The organism is Mesorhizobium tamadayense, from assembly GCF_003863365.1.
GTDB lineage: Bacteria > Pseudomonadota > Alphaproteobacteria > Rhizobiales > Rhizobiaceae > Mesorhizobium > Mesorhizobium tamadayense.
This window is the reverse complement of the sequence record NZ_RQXT01000015.1, coordinates 103,813-121,345: the sequence shown is the minus strand read 5'-3', so window position 1 is coordinate 121,345 and position 17,533 is coordinate 103,813. Positions and strand designations below refer to the sequence as shown.

The following is a 17,533-nucleotide window of genomic DNA, read 5'->3' as shown; positions in this document are numbered from 1 at the left end:
TCTGGAGGACGGGAAGTTCTGCTGGCCTGCCATCACCGATGGCGTGGTGAGATTGTCGGCGGCGCAATTGCAGGCGCTCCTGGAAGGGTTGGATTGGCGGCGCGTGCATGACGCCCGCGAGACGCGCGCGCCGGTCGCGGCAAGTTGATTCCATGGGAGGCTAGAGGCGCTGGCAAAGCATTGGAATGCATGATTGAATCGGACTTGTGAGCAACCCGGCCGAGCCTCAGACCAACGATCCGATCGCGCTTCAGGCGATGCTCGCGGCGGAGCGCGCCGAGAACGAGCGGCTGCGCCAGATCATCAAGGAACTGCAGCGCCACCGCTTCGGCCGCAGGGCAGAGAGCCTGCCGGTCGAGCAGCTGCTGCTGGGCCTGGAAGAGGCCGAGCAGGTCGAGGCCGAAGGCTTCGCCGCGGAGGACACCGCCGATACTGCCAAGCGCGAGGCTCGCGCCAGGAAGCGCCGCGCCAACCGTGGGTCACTGCCCGCGCATCTGCCGCGTATCGAGCAGATCATCGACATTCCCGACAAGATCTGCCCGTGCTGCAAGGGAATGCTGCATATCATGGGGGAGGATCGCTCCGAGCGCCTCGACATCGTGCCGGCCCAGTTCCGCGTTATCGTCACGCGCCGACCGAAGTATGCCTGCCGGAGCTGCGAGGAGGTCGTGGTGCAGGCGCCCGCAGCGGGGCGCCTCGTCGAGGGGGGCATCCCGACCGAAGCGACCGTCGCCCACGTGCTGGTGTCGAAGTATGCCGACCATCTTCCCCTGTATCGCCAGGCGCAGATCTATGCCCGCCAGGGCGTGAACCTGGATCGGTCCACGCTCGCCGACTGGGTCGGCAAGGCAGCCTTCCTGCTTCGGCCCATCCACGAGCGGCTGTTCGAGCGGCTGAAGGCGTCCGACAAGCTCTTCGCCGACGAGACCACGGCGCCGGTGCTCGATCCCGGCCGCGGCCGAACCAAGACGGGCCAGCTGTTCGCCTATGCGCGCGACGATCGCCCCTGGGGCGGGGTCGATCCGCCCGGCGTCGCCTATCTCTATGCGCCCGACCGCAAGGCCGAACAGCCCCTGCGGCACCTTCAGGGCTTCCTCGGAATCCTGCAAGTCGACGGCTACGCCGGATACCGGGCGTTGGCCGAGCGCAATGCCGTGAGCCTGGCGTTCTGCTGGGCGCATGTCCGTCGCCGGTTCTACGAACTGGCCCAGTCCGGACCCGCGCCGATCGCCACAGAGGCGCTCCAGCGCATCGCCGAGCTCTACAGGATTGAGAGCGAGATACGGGGACGCTCGCCCGAAGAGCGGCGCGCCGCCCGCCAGGAGAGAAGCCGCCCCGTCATCGATACCCTCCAGCCATGGCTACGCGAGAAGCTCGCCCTGGTTAGCCAGAAGAGCAAGCTCGCCGAAGCAATCCGCTACCCGCTCTCGCGCTGGGCCGGACTTGGTCGCTTCCTCGACGACGGCCGCGTCGAGATCGACTCCAACGTCGTCGAACGCTCGATCAGGCCAATCGCCCTCAATCGGAAGAATGCGCTCTTCGCCGGTTCCGACGGCGGTGGAGAGCACTGGGCGACCATCGCCTCGCTCGTAGAGACCGCGAAACTCAACGGCGTCGACCCGTACGCCTACCTCGCCGACGTCATCACCCGCATCGTCGCAGGCCATCCGCAAAGTCAGCTCGACGACCTGCTGCCCTGGGCCTATGCCCCCGCGCCGCTCAAGGCCGTGGCCTGAGAACAGCGGTTACACTGAGACCCCTTCGCGAACCACTAAACGCAGATGCTGCTGACCAGCCCTTAAATCCATAGTAGGTTTTCTGCTCCGTTGCTACTCAGACCACGTTCGACCGCTCCTCCTGTACGTCAAGCCGATGCTACAATTGCCTATCGTGTCGCTGAGGATCAAAATTGACTTTTCTCGGAAACGCTGCCCGACATCGATGCCGCTACGCATCGAATGCTCTTGCGTAACGTACAGGCGCTGATGACCGGGACTGGGCCGACGACCACCGGGTGCCGGCGAAACTCAGTGCTATCCCGACGAGATCACCACCGCCAATCGTGGTTTATGTGTTCTCCAGTCTCATTTTGTCGTAGCCTTCGTCCTATAGATGATCATCGAGACGAGCAAACTGACGACGAAGATGCCGACGATCGCATAGCCGAACGTGGCAAGGTCGTCATTGATCCCGCCAATCCCTCCCCAAAATCTACCTTGTAAACCAAGTTTGTCCGCGACGACCGCCAGCGCTTCGATCGAGCCGATAAAGATCGCGATCACCACTGAAGCAACTGTGATTGCGAGATTATACCAAAGCTTTCGCACCGGGTTGACACAAGCCCAGCGATAGGCGCCGGTCATTAGGAAACTATCCGTTGTGTCCATGATGGACATGCCAGCGGTGAATAGAGCTGGAAAGATCATAAAGAGCAGAATGAAGCACCCAGTGTTGCCTGGGTTGCGGAATGCCGAGCAGGCCAATTTCTGTGGCAGTGTCGAAGCCGAGGCCAAGAGAAATCCGATCGGATACATGTGCCATGAGCGAGACACGATGCCAAACAGCGGGCGGAAAATGCGGGCGATCAAGCCGCGCCCGGCAAGCAGGCCGTCGAGGTCTTCTTCAACGAAGTTTTCGCCGCGACGCGCCCTAATGAAAGCCAGCCATATGCCCTTGAGGATGAACAGATTGGCGATCCCAATCATGAGCAGGAAAAATGCCGACAAGCTGGCCCCGATCACGCCGCCGATGTGGTGAAGCTTGTACAGCCTGCCTTGCATCATCGTGGCGGACGCCGCGATCGCAATCGAGGCCAGGATGAGCACCTGTTGCACCATCCGCGCCAGGCTATTGATCCCGCGGCGCATATCGGTAGCGCCGCAGCACAGGAAAATCTGGTCCGGTCGGCACCACCGTGATCACCTGGTCAACTCCGCCAGGACGATACGCAGTGCTGTCGGATCAACGGTGCCGTCGATCCGCAATCGCGCGCCGTTCAGAAAGGCCACGACGATCCTGCCGGCCGGGTCCGGGCAATCGGCGACGGGGCGTTCGACCTCGGGCAGATCGCTTACGTCGATGCGCGCGAAGGTCGCCATCGCCTGATCGGCATCGAGTTCGCCGCCGGCCATCTGCTTGCGCCAGGTATAGAGCTGTGACGGAGCTACGCCGAACGCTTCCGCGACCTCGGTCACCGACGACCCCGCCGCGCTCGCTAGGTCGACCAACGCGCGCTTCTCGGCGCAACTCCACAGCCTCCGGGCATCGTTGCACGATCTTCGGCCGGCGCGATGCCGCTTAACTCGGCGACCAAATCGCCCCTTGCATGTTCCAATGTCATGGCGCGAAAGCTCCATGTTCATCGGCCTATTGCAAGGTGCCTTGGTGCACCGCTTACGCAAAAATGCGGCGGCGGCAAAGAACGGTGTCGCACCCGCATGCCATAGAGCTTCAGCGTTCCCATCAGTTCCAAAACCTGGGTGCGTTCCATCAGCTTGCCCTCCTGAGGCTGTCGTAGCGGGCGCAGTCGGCCTGCGGCTCATGCTGCAGGCGAAGTGCGTCCGGGGTGAGGATGGTGACGGCCGGTGCCGGATCGCGCCGTCGCGCCAGGATGTTGATGATGACGGCGGATGAGCAGACATTCTGATCGAGCGCTTCCTGGCAGGCAGTCTCCACGGCATCGATGCCGTCGGTCAACACATGGCCAGGATCGACACCATCTGCCGATCGCCGTCATGCGCCGCCTTTAATCTGCGTCGGATACGACGCGACCAAGGGCACGGCGGCGGCGCACAATCGTTTCCGTCGTGCCGAACCGTGCGGCAATGTCGGGGACCGACTTGCCTTCGTCCGCCAGATCGCGGAACGCCTCCCGCCAGCGGTCACGAAATGGCGGCCCTTCTTGTCGCCCTTCCTGACAACAAGGTTTTGCAACAGCCTGTAGCCATCGGCCCTGATGTTCCCTGCCAGCCGTGATGCCCTCGGCGCTAAAGGTCTTGCGGACGTTCTTAGGGTCCAGATCCAGCTTGTTAGGGGGAACGATGATTGTTTCGGTCTGCTCGAAGGGCAGGAGCCCCGCTCCTGCTCCCGAGCTCGTGCGGAACAGGGGGGAGACGGGGCAAGGGGACAAATCGGAGGGGCATCACCCGCCCGAAGGCGAAGCCGAGGGTCGGCGCCGATCCTGCACGGAGCGCGGCCCTGGCCGCGCGAAGGAAGGACGGGGAGACCGAATTTCGCCTTGCACGGGAGAGGGAGCAGCGCCTCCTTTCCCTCCTGGCGAAGGGAATGTGACGCAATGCGGTACCGCGTGATCTGCTCGGAAAACTGAAGATGAGGCTTCAGATGAAAATGGATCAGGCCACGCGTCCCTTCTATTTCTGAAGGCGAACCACCATCTACGCTGTCTGGCTAGCTGAAACTTTGTAACACATCCCTTCGCAGGCATCATCTGCTCCGGCCGATTAATTGGCGTGGTTGAGTAACCAAGGCGCTCTTTCGTTCGATCCAGCCGGTGTAAATGTAGCGATCCGCCCTGTAGGACGAGGACGAAAAGTAAATAATCCGATCGTTCGTGTCGAAGGCGGTACGGTCGATTTGCAGCACCGCAGTGCCGCTCGACACGTCGAGTGCTTTTGCCAGTCTGGCATGCGCGGTGCCGGCCCTTATCTCCTGTCTGGCTCGCGCAAGAGCCACACCAAGCTGCCGCTCGAGAATCTCGGTGAAAGAAATGTCGGCATGGTCGCGCTTTTCCATCTGGCGTCCGATTGCCGCGACAAACGAAACCGTCTCAACCGCGACGACTTCATCGTTGATCGTTTGCACGCGCTCGATGGTCAGCACACTCTCATCGGTCGGCACGTTGAGTGCGGCTGCAACCGCCGCATCAGCGGAACGCCAGTCGACCGACACATGCCTGGTACCCGGCCGGAAGCCACGAGCTACCGCTTCTTCCGAAAACCCTGAAAAAGTGAGCAGGTCCCGGCCGATGTGACGCTTGGCAACGAACGTCCCCTTGCCAGCGCGTCGATAAAGCAAGCCTTCAGCGACAAGGGCAAGCACCGCCTGTCGCACCGTATTGCTACTGAGTTCATGCTGCTTCATCAACTCCATCTGAGTGGGGAGCTGATCCCCAGCATTGAAGACCCCGCTCTCGATCTGATGCCGAATGATATCCGCGAGCTGAATATGAAATGGAGTTCTACCGGGCTGAACCATGCGGTCTCCTTAAGCCGAGATCACGCCCTGGCCGAAGAGATCGCCGAATTCGCCGGTCTGGGCGTCCGAGCCATAGGTACAGCCTCGCGCAGCTTGCCGATGACGGTGGAGCCGTTTGCGCCGCTGTTCTCCGCGATCTGGCGCGCGGGAGCTTCGATGGCGCGCCGCACGATTTCGGGGCCGTATCTCTGGTCGGCGTTGTCGGCGGCGACCGCGGCACGCGTGGCATGAATGGCGCCGTCGACCCGATCCTTGCGTTCCTTCACCTCGACCTCCGTCGAGCAGCCGACGCGGATGACGGCGACACCGCCGGCGAGCTCGGCCAGCCGCTCCTGCAGCTTCTCGCGATCATAGTCGCAGGTGGTCTCCTCGATCTGCGCCTTGATCTGGGTGACACGCCCCTGGAACTGCTCCTTCTTGCCGGCGCCGTCGACACCGAGATCATCGCTGATAGCGGTGCCGCCAGTCAGGATCGCGATATCCTCCAGCATCGATTTACGGCGGCCGCCAACCTCGAGGTCCAGCGGCTTAGGCTGGCCGGTTTGATTGCGTGCGTCAGGACCGGCGGCGAACATTTCGCCCTCCTGCAGCTTTTCCTTCGCGATGTCGGGAATGGTGATGCCGCTGGCCGTCTTCTCGTCGGCTTCGATGCGGCGGACGAGGATGCGATCATCCAATGAACGGAACGTCATATCGTTGTCCTCCAAGACAAACAGATTGCAACAGGCTACGCCGATTCGGACCGACAGGGCTTGGTGCGGGGCTCGCGCGACCCTTTTTCGGGATCGCGCGCACATGCGGATAATTTTGCGCCTATCCTGAGCCTATGAAATACGTCTTCGGCGCGTTCAGGGCCTGCGCTCGCGGGACATGGAGCTGAGGCCGTCTCCAGCAGCAAGGCGTTGAGTTCCTCCAGGTTCTTGAAGCCCAGCCCTGGCGTGAAAAAGCGCTCGCGCCCAGCCTGACCTGGTTCTCGACCCGACCCTTCTCCCAACCCGACGCTGGAGTGCAGGCCACCGGCTCGACAAGATAGTGGCCGATCCAAAGGCATGGCCAAACAGCGGTATCGACGCCCTCGTGCCATGGAATTCCCAGCGCTGAATGGCCTCAGCTGCCGCTTACGCTACATGCGGCAATATGCGCTTCCATCTGATTGCCACGCAGCACCCAAGGACGGACGCTGGGAGGCTTGGTGTACGTTCAATGACGCGTTTGATTTGGGCCGCTGCATCAAACCAATCGCTCGAACACGACGTTGATGTCAGTCATTGCAGCAAGCCGGTATGATCTGCATTCCATTACATTGATGATCCGATCCCTATTGCCCTTTAGATAATGCTCGTTTGGCTCGCATTGGATGACAGCAGGTCTGATGCACTCGTAGTCAATGGCCTTGACGAGATCGTGATCCAGTCCTTCGCAATCGATCGATAAGAAATCGATCTTATTGGCATAAGGGGCCAGTAGTTCATTGATACCGATCGCGCTCACCTCGATATGTTCTCGGATACCTCCTATACCGTCGAAGTCCCCGAAACTTTCAACGTGCGCTTTATCCACCGACGAAAGCTCATGGGCGTTTCCGATGAAGAGCGTCGCAGACGCTTGCGGAGCGGGCAAGACAACGGAGCGAACGAGAACGTCTTCCGGGCGAGCAGTCCTGATCAGCGCTTCCAATTCAGGATTGGGTTCAACCAGAACACCTCGCGCGCCCCGTTGGTACATAAGAAAGGTATTTGAGGTAGAAATGGGGTGATTAGCGCCGATATCGACATAAAACACGCTGGCCCAAGATCTTTTACTCTTGCATAGTTTTGCAGCCAAGATTCCTTCGACAATAACATCTTCTCCGGCTTGTGCGTAACTAGCCGGCGCGAAGTGCTTTATCCGAGAGTTCGGCAGATTGCGCCTAGCGACCTCTTGGTTTATGGACTGGTTTTCAAACTGGGACAGCATAGCTCGACCTCCAATGCATTGGACAGGGGACCGCTACGACCGGTTGTCGCGACGGCTCCTGTCATAATCCCTGCAATCGGCGCGCCACGTGCCGAATGCGGTGCTCCTTACTTAACAAGCGTGAAACACGTGCGCCCGCTGGAATGGCCGCGACACTTTTGTCGGGTTCGCGACATCGGCGCCACCGTCCGGCGACTTGCCGAGGAGGTTGCAAAGTTTTTGGCAATCAGGCCATCGGGCTCCGGTGTTCCTCGGAGAGTTGAGATGTTCAAAGGCCGCCATTTCGACCAATCCGTTGTTCTTGCTTCGCATTCGCTCGCATTTGGCCTACGGACTGAGCCTGCGCGATCGTCGAGAAATGATGGCGGAGCGTGGCATTAGTGTCGATCATTCAACGATCCATCGCTGGGTCGTTCATTTCGCGCTGCTGCTGATGCGGCACAAGCGCCTCGTGACCGGCAAATGGCGTGCGGACGAGACCTACATCAAGGTCCGCTGGCGATGGATGGACCTTTATCGCGCCATCGACACCGTCAGCGACACCGTCGAGTTCTGGTTCGGTGAATCCTGGGATTTGCCGACCGCCAAGCGTTTCTTCACAAGAGCGTTGGCACGCCATGGCTGTGCCGATCGCATCGTCATCGACGCAGGCAGACCAACCGGAAAGCCATTGCTTCCTGCGATGCCACAAGTCGATCACAGGATTGCTCCCAGCGCCGGTCGAAAGCCGACCCGAATTGCGGCCAGCTTGCCCGACGCAGCGATTTGCTGTTCGTCGCCGTCGTGTGTCGGCTTTGTCGGGCCCGTGACACGAAGTCCGGTTGGGCAATCTTTTGTTCCTGTTTGCTAAGTAACTGTAAGCAATCACTAATTGTTTTTCAGCTCGATCAGCCAATGTGGCACGAGTTTTGTGCCTCCTCGTTGAGGAGTGGCGGCAGCAATTGCCGCCATCATTGATGCCGGGGTCAGTCGCGATGGAGGAAGGCGATCCGCGTCAGATCGCGTACTATGGGAAGGGGACATCCTCGTCGTCCGCTGTGATTGGACAAGACGTGGTTCGCTTCGGCCCTGATGGATGGCGCCTTTGGCGCCCTTATGCGATTCCTTGGCGACTGCGGTCTCCGACGCCCCGAGGCCACGCAAGACACTAGCAGAGAGCGCGCTCAGATTTATTTGGAGAGACGATCATGCCCAAGGTGGCATTTATTTTCGGTACTCGTCCTGAGGCGATTAAATGCGCCACAGTAATTAACGCGATGAAGCTCGACCGCAGGTTCGAGCCCCTCGTTGTTTCCACGGGGCAGCATCGCGAGATGCTGGATATTGCTTTAGCGGAATTCGGTATTCGACCCGACATCGAACTAAGCGTCATGCAACCTCGCCAGACCTTGTCGCAGGTCACATATCGAATCCTGGAAAGGCTCTCCGGGCAAATAGAACAATGGGGGATCGACGCAGTAGTCGTTCATGGCGATACCGCGAGCACCTTGGCGGGAGCCCTGGCCGCCTTCCAGCACCGTATTCCAATCATCCATATCGAGGCGGGCTTGCGTAGCGGCAACATTGCATCGCCATATCCAGAGGAGGCCAATCGGCGCCTGGTCGCCCAGATAACGGATCTTCACTTGGCGCCGACGATTCGTAGCAGCGAGAACCTTCTCCGCGAAGGTGCCGCTGAGGATCGTATCACGGTCACCGGGAACACGGTCGTCGACGCCCTTCACTGGGCGGCCGAAAATGCCCCCGCCTTCGCCGAGCCAGCGCTTGCCGACCTCAAGAACGAATCGCGGCGGATCGTGGTCGCCTCAGCACATCGGCGTGAATCGTGGGGCGCACCGATGCACGAGATCGCAAGAGCTCTTGTGCAGCTATCATGTCAGGAGAACGTGCGTGTCATCATCCCATTGCACCAGAACCCGGCAGTGCGCGAAGTCATTTTGCCCTATTTAAGCAACCAGGCGAATATTACGGTGGTGGATTCTCTGCCGTACCGCAATTTCTGCAGCCTTATGCTGCGCGCGGACATCATCATCTCGGACAGCAGCGGCGCAGAGGAAGAAGGCCCTTCACTCGGCAAACCGACGCTTGTTTTAAGAGACATCACCGAGCGGCCGGAGGCTGTCGAAGCTGGCACGGCGCGCCTTGTGGGCCGCAGCACCGCCCGCATCGTGAGTGAAGCGACCCGGCTGCTACGCGATCCGGACGAATATTCACGGATGGCCCAGCCCGTGGACGCCTACGGCGATGGAAAGGCGACAACTCGGGTCATCGGTGCAATCGCGAGATATTTCGCTGCGCACACCGCGCGCGAGTCGCAGCTGGCCAACTGATGGGCCGCCAGATCAGCGGCGTGGCGCGGAGGCCCGCCCCCGATTCCGATTTGAAGCGCCCATACCCAAGGATCAGGGATTCGTCCTCAGTTCCTGGGGCAACCGCCTCTCGGCGACCGGCCTGCAAAATGGCTTTGCCGAGGTCCATAACCTCTTGTGGCGCGACAATCTGGGGATCTTCCGCATATTTGGTGCAGGGTCGGCGTTCTCTTGGTGTTTCTACGGTGTGAGGCGGCTGCCAGCAGCCTGTTTCTCAGCAGCGGATAGCCGCAGCTTCCCAACCTTGCTCACCTTCAGTCTCCTTTTCAGCCACAATAAAAATTCGCGATCAGGACGATGCGTTGCCGGGGTGCTATCCGCCGGGATTTCGGCAGCGTTGCTGTCGGCCAACGGTGCCGATGTCGGTCCCCATCCGGCCGCGCGCTTAGGCGGCCAGGCTGACGTTGCCCGTCTCTCCAACCACCCGGCAGGCTTCGACAACGGCTTGTTCGGTGCGGTTGCGGACGGCTTCGGATATGATGACGCCATCGGCGAAGTCTCGGTCGGAGGCGTAGATGCCTGTCGGGATCGTCAATGCCTCGAAGAAGCCGAAGAGTGGCCGAAGCCGATGTTCCACCACGAGGGAATGACGTTCGCCGCCACCAGTTGCCGCGAGGATGATTGGCTTCCTTTGAGTGAGGACGGCTCCAGCAGATCGAAGAAATGCTTGAATAGCCCAGTGTAGCTGCCTTTGAACGTCGGCGAGCCAACCACAAGGACTGCGGCGTTCGACAATTGCTCGACGATGTTTCGGGCCGATCGATCAAGGTCGCTAAGCCGCATGGCCTGTGCAAAAGGACGCGCCGAGATCCTCGATATCGAAAGTAGCCGAAGCTGCGCCGATCTTCGTCGCGACCTGTCCGACGATCTGGTCGACGAACAGCCTAGTCTTCGAAGGACGAGTAAGATTGCCCGAAACCCCTATTGCGAACTTTTTCGACATTCCTGGCTCCGTCAAAGCATTTAGAGCCACTATGGATTTGTAGAAATTGAAAAGACAGTTGATTTCAAAAACCAACCGCCAATCGGATGGAGTTTGAGGAACATCCGCTGCAATTGGTTCATTCGATGCAACTGATGCGTCAGGCCACTGCGATCGCGTATCTGACGCTGCTAATGCGCAGGCGCCTTTAGCAGGAACGGGCGACGAGTGCCGCCCGTCTCTGATCGCGCTTAGTTGGGGCCAGCTTCCATCGAGCGGTCACGGACCTTGCCAAGTTCACTTTTGTCAATGATTGCGCGGCCGGTGACGATGTGAGTGGCCACGTCTTACAGATGGTGCGCCGCCTTGTTGCGGCCGTTTTCGGACAACGATAGAGACTGAAATGGCACAGACGCGGAGCATTCATCAGACGATTACCGACAGCATGTCAACGCGACCGAGAACGGAGCGGCGGGGACTGGCAGATGGCCGTTAGAGCCTCGCCTGGGCGTTTGCGGAACCATGCAATAGGGTTTCGGCCCGAGGATTCAGCTCGGGCCGAGAGCGTGCCGCAAATTTCGTAGTTCCGAAAGGAGCCGCTGCCCAGCGGCTTGGAGTTGATGCGGGAAGACTATCGTCGGTCGGGATCGGGAAGGAAGTATAGCAAATGTCCAAGCAATGCGTTTAGACGATATATCCGACACCAACCTTGCTGCGCATCTTAGATCGAAATGGCGCTTGCCGCGGTATCGCTGCGCCCGGCCTGTCGTGGCTGGGCCATCGTGCGCAGCAGCCTGCTTCTGTCGAGCCTGCTGATCTATTACGCTTCGCTATCGCGCCTGGGATCCGGGACAATGCCGCCTCATCGCCGTCGACGACGCGCCGGATTTGAATTCCCGCGCTTTTCTGCCGGCCGTTGAAGCCGCCAGCCGCGAGCAGAAGCTCGCAAGTGTCTTATAAGAGCGATAGATTGCTTTGTTTGCCAATTAGGTCGGCCGTGAACGGATCTCGGGGACAGCGACAATCTGAGTGGCTCTTCGTGATATTGTCGATCCGTTGTCGTCCAGGCGACAGAGTCCCTCGATCGGCAACAAGCCGCGCGAATGCCGCGCATTCGGACTATGGCAACGAATCCTTACGTCATACTGATAACTCCCCCAAAAAGAGGCTGCCGCCAAATGCTGTTGGACGACAGCCAAGGCGCCTCGGGACGAGGGCTGAACACTTCCTATCTACGCGATGTGTGCTGCTGCTTGGCATCATGTCGCACCGAAAGGTAACCCGAGCAAGCCGCCGCTTACACCAAGCTAATCGGCAAGAACCTCGCCCTTGGAATGACAGCTTCCGTATGTCGCCGAGCATTTTTTAACGAAGCTGCGAACATTCTCCTGTCATACGATCTTGTGGCTGGCCTCCTTGCCGTCGCGGTACCAGCGGCAGCGACATGGATGAGAGCCCCGCGTCAATCTTCTCGATCTGGGCAGTGTTCAGCGGCAAAGCCTTGTAGCCTTTCTTCGAGCATAAAGAGAGTGCGTTGGGTAATAGGCACTGGCGAACACAATGTCGTAGACGGAGCACGTTCGCCGCCGGCTCTTCGCGCCTGAGACTACGGAAGCGCTCGAATACGCGGCAGCGGCAAGTGCCGGCGTCGAAACTGTTTCGACTTCTTTCGACTGTGAAAAACTAAATGATCTTTTGTCATCTCCGTGCCAAAGAGGGAGGGGCGGTTCGCGGCGTTTCAGCGGCGGCCGAACGCCAGGACGTCGGCTGTGTAGGTCTCCACCACCAAGCTGAAGGGCTGGTTCGCTCCGGTATAGAGGATGGCTCGGTGCCGCAGCACCTCGTGGGGAATAATCAGCGCCCCCTTAGCCGCCGCCGGCAACGGCGCATCCATCTCCCACCCCTTGGGCAGCGGCGACCACAGCAGCTCGGCGCTGATGGTCTGGCGGCGGAAGTGAAGGGGCTGGACCACCTTCCCGAAGGGCTGGTCGGTGGTGTCGAGCACGTGGTTCATCTCGAATGTGAGGCGCGACGGGACGTACCAGTTGTCGGCCTCGGAGAGCACGAGTTCGCCACAGGCGAGCTGCACGCGGCGGTAGTGCACGGGTTCGTCAGCGCTGATGCCCAACGCCTGGCGGGCATTATCCGGCAGCGGTTTGTCTTCGCCCTTCACGCGATGGGCGACGATCTTCGCTTCCAGCGCGAGCCCGTGGTCACCGCACCACCGTTCCAGCGTGAGCGTGGCGCTAGGGTGGCTGAGCAGGTCGGCGTTGAGGGTTTCCAGCAGGGCCAAGGTCTGGGTGCGAGAGGCGGTGTCGTTGGTGAAGGGGGTGCGGGCCTCGGAGGGCGACGAGACAGTCATCACCATAGCGAAGGAGGCTGCTGCGATGAAATTTCGAGTACCCATGCTACGAAAACCTTTGCGTTGCGTTAAGAAGCGGCGATTAGCAGGAACGCGCCCTATGCGCGATTGAAAAACAGCGCAGCGCAGCCGCACCCACGACCCCCCGTGCGCGACCGCTATTCGCGACAACGCTGCAGGGGACTGTCGCGCCTGCAAAATTATGAGTGCGATTCTCCCTTGGCAACCCCTTGAGTCAGGACGATCGGGTGATGTAACGGGTGACAAGAGACTATGATGGACCTGTTGTCCTTGATTTCGAGGGAGGGGTTGCGATGGATGATGTGCCGGCGTGTGATCGTGAGGCGCTTGGCGAAACGGTTGTCTTTCTGAGCTATTTCAAAGATCCGAACCCGCGGTAGCGCGGCAAAAGTGATATATTCCTTGGCTGAGGTGCTGTTGCTGTGCCTGCTTGCGGTACTAGCCGGGGCGGAAACCATCGCCGACATCGCCGACATCGCCAGACACATCGCCACATTCGGCATCGGCCAGAACCATGTCGGGCGCGCCGTCCTCGCGTTGGCCGTCTTGATCTACTCGAGCGCGATCTGCGGCTTCGTCTGGAACGCGATCCTGTGCGGGAATCTCGGACTTCTTGGGCTGTTCGGAATCTTCTGCCCAACTGTGCGGGAGATACAAACCCTAGGCGATCGGTAGGCTGGCGGCCTGCATGGCCACCCACAGACTGCCGAAGACCTGGCAGTTGTCCTGCTTGCGTAGGCCCCGTCGGGGGCCGACGCAGGTTTTACTTCTCCATCTTCTTTGTGGGCGGCAATCACTTGTTTAGTTTCGGTGGAGATGAATGTCGTTTTGCCTGCCTGATGGTCCCAACATCGCCGTGTAGGGCACGCCATCGATAGTGAAATTTGTCTGCGGCTGAGATGGGCTCGGAAGCACGCCCATGTAGTGCATTCCGCGCATGAGGTGCATAGGCGCGCGCTGATTGCCGTGTTGCCAGCCGGGGGCGTAGATTGCTAGATCAGGCACCGGAGGCGCATAAGACGCGTGTGCTACCCCAAAAATCGATGCTTCGGCGCCTTGATCCCATGATGGGCTTGGCTGGTTGACGCTTGGCGCCGGCGAAGGCACATCCATTCCCCGCCAAAAGCCTGACGTGTTGGTCAAACTCTGGGGCGGCAACTCGTTCCTTTCATCCACCCCCATCCAAAATCCCTCCGAAATGTCGCTGGGCGGCGGAGAAGCGTCCCCCGGCACCTCGGCCGCATCATACGCCTCCCAAAGCTGGTCTTGATTGTGACTGGACACTCGCGACGGGGATGACTCATGCTGCGGCGATGGCTGATGCACTGGCTGGCGTGAGCTGCCCTCGGCAGCGCGCGAGGTACCCACTCCAAGGGTCTCGCGGTACTTCCTAAGCATGTTCAACCCTTTCATGACCCGGCCGTCGTCCTCCGGACACAACTCCCTAGCATAAGCCTTCAGCGACTCGTCACCAAGGTCATTGAGAGACAAGTTGTGATGCTGCTGGAGCCTTTGAGATAACTTGCGGAGACCCGTACCATAGTCGATTACGGTGCGATTCCTAAGCCTTCCGCGAGCCGCATCACCCGCCCTCTGGATGAGGGCCGCGTCTTGAGGGGTGACCCCATACCGCCTCCCATAATCCGGGGCGTCCTGCTGGCCCGCCTCTTCCAGATGCTGCTCAAAGACGGGTTGTGCAGCCTCGGCCGGTTGCTCCCCCTGTCCTGCCTGCTGCTGTGCCAACATGGCGTAGTACGCGTTTTGCCAATCTGGAGAGAAGGGATTGAAGTTTTTCGGATCCATAGGTCACCTCGCTGTTTAAGAGATCTAATAGACGGGGAACATGCTGACCCTATCCACTGACGACAAGCTGACGGGGCCGCAAATCACAGACTAACAACCGCCCTTTTGCAGAATTGGCTGCCTGGGATGCGTCTCCGCTGAGGTGAGCAAACGACGAGTTGACCACCTCGGAACGGCCCTCGTCCTGCTAACCTGAATTTCTCAGAGTCAGTTTGAAATTCACGGATGAGCATTTCGGCGGACGAGATTGCCGCCCATTGCGACAAGGATCATGGCTTGCGAGACATCGATGCGCTGCTCGTAGTCGCGCACGAGGCGGCGCCATCTTGTCATCCAGCCGAAGGTCCGCTCGACGACCCAGCGGCGGGGCAGGATCTGGAAGCCCTTTTGGTCGTCGGATCGACGGATGATCTCGACCACGAAGTCGAGATAGGTGGCTTTGTCCATGAGCTTCAGCCGGTCATAGGCGCCGTCGGCGAACAGATGCTTCACCCAGGGCCAGCGCTTGCGAATACCATCCAGGATCGCCTGAGCGCCGGCACTGTCGGAGATATCGGCGGTGGTGAGGTTGACCATCAACAGCCGCCCATCCGTATCGACGGCAATGTGTCGCTTGCGGCCGACAATCTTCTTGCCGGCGTCGTAACCCCTTGTTTCAGCTTGCGGAGCTTTGACCGACTGGCTGTCGATCACGCCAGCCGTGGGAGTGGCCTCGCGCCCGGCTCTCGCGATCCAGCATCAGCGCCACGTCGTCGATGGTCTGGAACAGAAACCGCCGTGCCAACTCGCGGAACCAGCCGTAGACCGTCTGCCAGGGGCCGAAATGGATCGGCAGCATCCGCCAACCGCAACCGGAGCGGACCAGGTAACGCACGGCGTTGACCACCTCCCGGAAATCAACCTCGCGCGGACGGCCGCGACGCCCAGGCTTGGGCATCAGTGGTGCGAACTGCTCCCACTCCTCGTCCGTCAAATCAGACGGGTAGCGCTTGGTTCTTGGCGATCTGGGCCATCCGCCCACGGCTCTGCTCTGTCCACATCTAAAGCTTGAATCACAACCAAGCCTCAGACGGAGCCCATAGCCAGCCGATTTTCAAAACAGTCTCTCAGTGCACCCCGATGGCGCGTATCACCAGTGGAGGAAGGATCCACCCAGAAAGTGACTTGCTCCGAACCGATGACAAACCGGTCAGCGGCAGCGTAGGTTCGTTCATGGCGGGTGTGGTCTCCGGGACATGGCGAGGATCGGCCTAAGTAACCAAATCCTACGTCGTTGCAACCGTTTGCTCCAACCGCCAACCTGCCATGAATTTTCCGGGTTTAGATGCGTCGAATTCAATCGCAAATCGCGCGTCAATGGCACTCCGTGCAATGAGATCGCCGAATTCCCAGTCCGTGAATTCACAAAGCGGGAACATCTTCCTCATGGCGCGGATCGCCTCTGATATCGAAACGCTTGGGTGGTCGACATTGTCGATTAAATAGCGGACGATCGCTTGCCGAACGTCCGACGAGGTTGGCGCTTGCGCCAGCACGAGCATTTCCGGCCTACGAATGGAGCCGAGGTTCTACGCCATCGGCTGTTTTTACGTCGAAAGCGATGGGCACACCGTGAACGATGGATGCCGCCGCCAGCAATTCCTCCAACTCGCGATCGGTAGCCTTGCACGCCGGCACCAGGGTTCGAATGGCACGGATCGCCTGTGCGATGGAGAGGAAGTGGGCTTTGCCTCTAGAGAGGACATAGGCTTCGGCGGCTTTTTCGACCGTGATTGTGTGAAAAGTGTTGGTCATCGAGAATTTCCTCCCTGAAACCCTAACCAACATGATTTTGAGCAGCAATTTCGGCGCCGTTCAAGCTTCTGTCCGATACCGGACACTCAGCCATGGGCTATTCCGAAGTGACGCTGTTCTTCCTCGCCGTAAGCACCATGTGTGAGTTTTATCATCCCGGCGCGATCGACAATCGTGATCTCGCCGCGCCTGGCGTGAACCAGCCCCCGATATTCAAGCATTTGCAGGGCGGTGGTAACGCCGGGACGCCGGGCGCCGAGCATCGTCGCCAGAAATTCATGCGTCAGGTAGATCTTGTCTCCTTCACCGCGATCGTGGACCATCAGCAACCAGCGGGCGAGCCGTTCCTCGATTTTCGAATGGCCGTTGACCAGTGCCGTCCGCGACGACTGGACGAGGAACGCGTGGGCATGGCGAAGCAGGGACTCACGAAGGCTCTGGCTTTCTGCAATCACGGAGCGGAGATTATCGACGGGCAGGCCCCAGCCATTACCGGCGACAGCCAAGGTGCGGTCCCGCACCGGACTCGATGACGATGGCGCCGTGCTCGTCGACAGGGCGCCGTGCTCGAAGCGGTGAAGAGTTTTCGGGGACGCCTCCGATGCTGGCAATCAACGCCCTCGCGACTAAGAGCGAGCAGGACGAGCAGAAGGGCTTCGGCAATCTGCTGAAAGGGACGTTCGGGATGTTCCGCAATACCACCGCACACGAGGTGCGGATAAACTGGACGATGTCGAAGGAGGACGCCCAAGACTTGCTGTCGCTTGTCTCGTTGCGGGCCACAGCTGGCTTTACAAAACTCAATTTCCGCGTCCGCTCGTGGTTTCGACCACCTTCTAAAGATTATCTTGGAGACTTTCGCTTTGTAGATGTCGAGCGAGATCGCTTCACTCATTCCGAAAAATATTATATGGATACCGATCGAGGTATCGTCGCGCTTTATTCAGCCCGGTCAGTTTGGTTATGGGCATTTACCGTGCGACATCGGCACTCGCCATTGTTTAGCGAATTTCAAAATCATCTTTCTTTCGCGCGAAATGCGTGCGGCGATTGTGTTGCAGATGCGATATGTCGGTGACAGCGATTGGTGCA

The 17,533-nt window shown here is 59.7% G+C and carries 15 protein-coding genes and 7 pseudogenes; 6 read left to right on the top strand and 16 right to left on the bottom strand.

Annotated features, from left to right (window positions below):
* Position 1 precedes the first annotated feature (1 nt).
* Together tnpB and tnpC are read left to right on the top strand one after the other, a co-directional pair.
* Positions 2–148, top strand: a complete 147-nt coding sequence (tnpB, locus tag EH240_RS14850) for an IS66 family insertion sequence element accessory protein TnpB (RefSeq protein ID WP_281035122.1) — start codon at positions 2–4, stop codon at positions 146–148.
* 109 nt (positions 149–257) lie between these two features.
* On the top strand, positions 258–1,736 hold the full coding sequence (gene tnpC, locus EH240_RS14845) for an IS66 family transposase (protein WP_124999383.1): 1,479 nt from the start codon (positions 258–260) through the stop codon (positions 1,734–1,736).
* Between the two features lie 348 nt (positions 1,737–2,084).
* On the opposite strand, the gene EH240_RS14840 is transcribed toward tnpC, so the two are convergent.
* The 8 genes and pseudogenes from EH240_RS14840 to EH240_RS14805 all read right to left on the bottom strand — a co-directional run bounded on the left by EH240_RS14840 (position 2,085) and on the right by EH240_RS14805 (position 7,170).
* Complete coding sequence (locus EH240_RS14840; RefSeq protein WP_124999361.1) at positions 2,085–2,867, bottom strand: HoxN/HupN/NixA family nickel/cobalt transporter; 783 nt, start codon at positions 2,865–2,867, stop codon at positions 2,085–2,087.
* A 51-nt stretch (positions 2,868–2,918) separates the two neighbouring features.
* The gene (gene tnpA, locus EH240_RS14835; RefSeq protein ID WP_124999381.1) at positions 2,919–3,356 is read right to left on the bottom strand and encodes an IS66-like element accessory protein TnpA; all 438 of its coding nucleotides are present in this window, start codon (positions 3,354–3,356) and stop codon (positions 2,919–2,921) included.
* Positions 3,357–3,489: 133 nt separating this feature from the next.
* Positions 3,490–3,764: pseudogene (locus EH240_RS14830) on the bottom strand (IS21 family transposase); the annotation flags it as partial.
* Between the two features lie 679 nt (positions 3,765–4,443).
* A complete protein-coding gene (locus EH240_RS14820) occupies positions 4,444–5,214 on the bottom strand; it encodes a GntR family transcriptional regulator (RefSeq protein WP_124999359.1) in 771 nt (256 codons plus the stop codon).
* Between the two features lie 18 nt (positions 5,215–5,232).
* Positions 5,233–5,723: pseudogene (gene groEL / locus EH240_RS14815) on the bottom strand (chaperonin GroEL); the annotation flags it as partial.
* A gap of 57 nt (positions 5,724–5,780) precedes the next feature.
* Positions 5,781–5,906 (bottom strand): annotated as a pseudogene (locus EH240_RS38970) (co-chaperone GroES); the annotation flags it as partial.
* A 194-nt stretch (positions 5,907–6,100) separates the two neighbouring features.
* Positions 6,101–6,249: pseudogene (locus tag EH240_RS38965) on the bottom strand (IS21 family transposase); the annotation flags it as partial.
* Positions 6,250–6,444: 195 nt separating this feature from the next.
* A complete protein-coding gene (locus tag EH240_RS14805) occupies positions 6,445–7,170 on the bottom strand; it encodes an FkbM family methyltransferase (protein ID WP_124999358.1) in 726 nt (241 codons plus the stop codon).
* A gap of 264 nt (positions 7,171–7,434) precedes the next feature.
* Here EH240_RS14805 and EH240_RS14800 point away from each other — a divergent pair.
* Positions 7,435–7,896, top strand: a pseudogene (locus EH240_RS14800) (IS6 family transposase); the annotation flags it as partial.
* Between the two features lie 461 nt (positions 7,897–8,357).
* Complete coding sequence (gene wecB / locus EH240_RS14795; RefSeq protein ID WP_124999356.1) at positions 8,358–9,500, top strand: non-hydrolyzing UDP-N-acetylglucosamine 2-epimerase; 1,143 nt, start codon at positions 8,358–8,360, stop codon at positions 9,498–9,500.
* 424 nt (positions 9,501–9,924) lie between these two features.
* Here the strand turns inward: wecB and EH240_RS14790 are convergent.
* The 3 genes and pseudogenes from EH240_RS14790 to EH240_RS14785 form a co-directional block, all read right to left on the bottom strand.
* Positions 9,925–10,322: pseudogene (locus EH240_RS14790) on the bottom strand (NAD(P)H-dependent oxidoreductase).
* Positions 10,312–10,482, bottom strand: a complete 171-nt coding sequence (locus EH240_RS40340) for a hypothetical protein (RefSeq protein WP_483466605.1) — start codon at positions 10,480–10,482, stop codon at positions 10,312–10,314. The pseudogene EH240_RS14790 and the gene EH240_RS40340 overlap by 11 nt, the downstream one beginning before the upstream one ends.
* A gap of 1,717 nt (positions 10,483–12,199) precedes the next feature.
* A complete protein-coding gene (locus EH240_RS14785; protein WP_124999355.1) occupies positions 12,200–12,868 on the bottom strand; it encodes a hypothetical protein in 669 nt (222 codons plus the stop codon).
* A gap of 378 nt (positions 12,869–13,246) precedes the next feature.
* Here EH240_RS14785 and EH240_RS14780 point away from each other — a divergent pair, with 378 nt between their 5' ends.
* A complete protein-coding gene (locus tag EH240_RS14780) occupies positions 13,247–13,519 on the top strand; it encodes a hypothetical protein (protein ID WP_124999353.1) in 273 nt (90 codons plus the stop codon).
* 126 nt (positions 13,520–13,645) lie between these two features.
* Here EH240_RS14780 and EH240_RS14775 read toward each other — a convergent pair whose 3' ends face one another.
* The 5 genes and pseudogenes from EH240_RS14775 to EH240_RS38960 all read right to left on the bottom strand — a co-directional run bounded on the left by EH240_RS14775 (position 13,646) and on the right by EH240_RS38960 (position 16,764).
* On the bottom strand, positions 13,646–14,647 hold the full coding sequence (locus EH240_RS14775) for a hypothetical protein (protein ID WP_124999351.1): 1,002 nt from the start codon (positions 14,645–14,647) through the stop codon (positions 13,646–13,648).
* Positions 14,648–14,866: 219 nt separating this feature from the next.
* Positions 14,867–15,687: pseudogene (locus EH240_RS14770) on the bottom strand (IS5 family transposase).
* A 225-nt stretch (positions 15,688–15,912) separates the two neighbouring features.
* The gene (locus EH240_RS14765) at positions 15,913–16,182 is read right to left on the bottom strand and encodes a hypothetical protein (protein ID WP_245436052.1); all 270 of its coding nucleotides are present in this window, start codon (positions 16,180–16,182) and stop codon (positions 15,913–15,915) included.
* A gap of 13 nt (positions 16,183–16,195) precedes the next feature.
* Positions 16,196–16,441 (bottom strand): hypothetical protein, encoded by a 246-nt coding sequence (locus EH240_RS14760; RefSeq protein WP_124999347.1) that lies wholly within the window; start codon positions 16,439–16,441, stop codon positions 16,196–16,198.
* 86 nt (positions 16,442–16,527) lie between these two features.
* Entirely contained in the window at positions 16,528–16,764 is a 237-nt protein-coding gene (locus EH240_RS38960; RefSeq protein WP_245436058.1) for a helix-turn-helix domain-containing protein, read from the bottom strand.
* Between the two features lie 278 nt (positions 16,765–17,042).
* Between EH240_RS38960 and EH240_RS38955 the strand changes: the two genes are divergently transcribed.
* The gene (locus EH240_RS38955; protein ID WP_245436050.1) at positions 17,043–17,519 is read left to right on the top strand and encodes a TIGR02391 family protein; all 477 of its coding nucleotides are present in this window, start codon (positions 17,043–17,045) and stop codon (positions 17,517–17,519) included.
* The last annotated feature ends 14 nt before the right edge of the window (positions 17,520–17,533 follow it).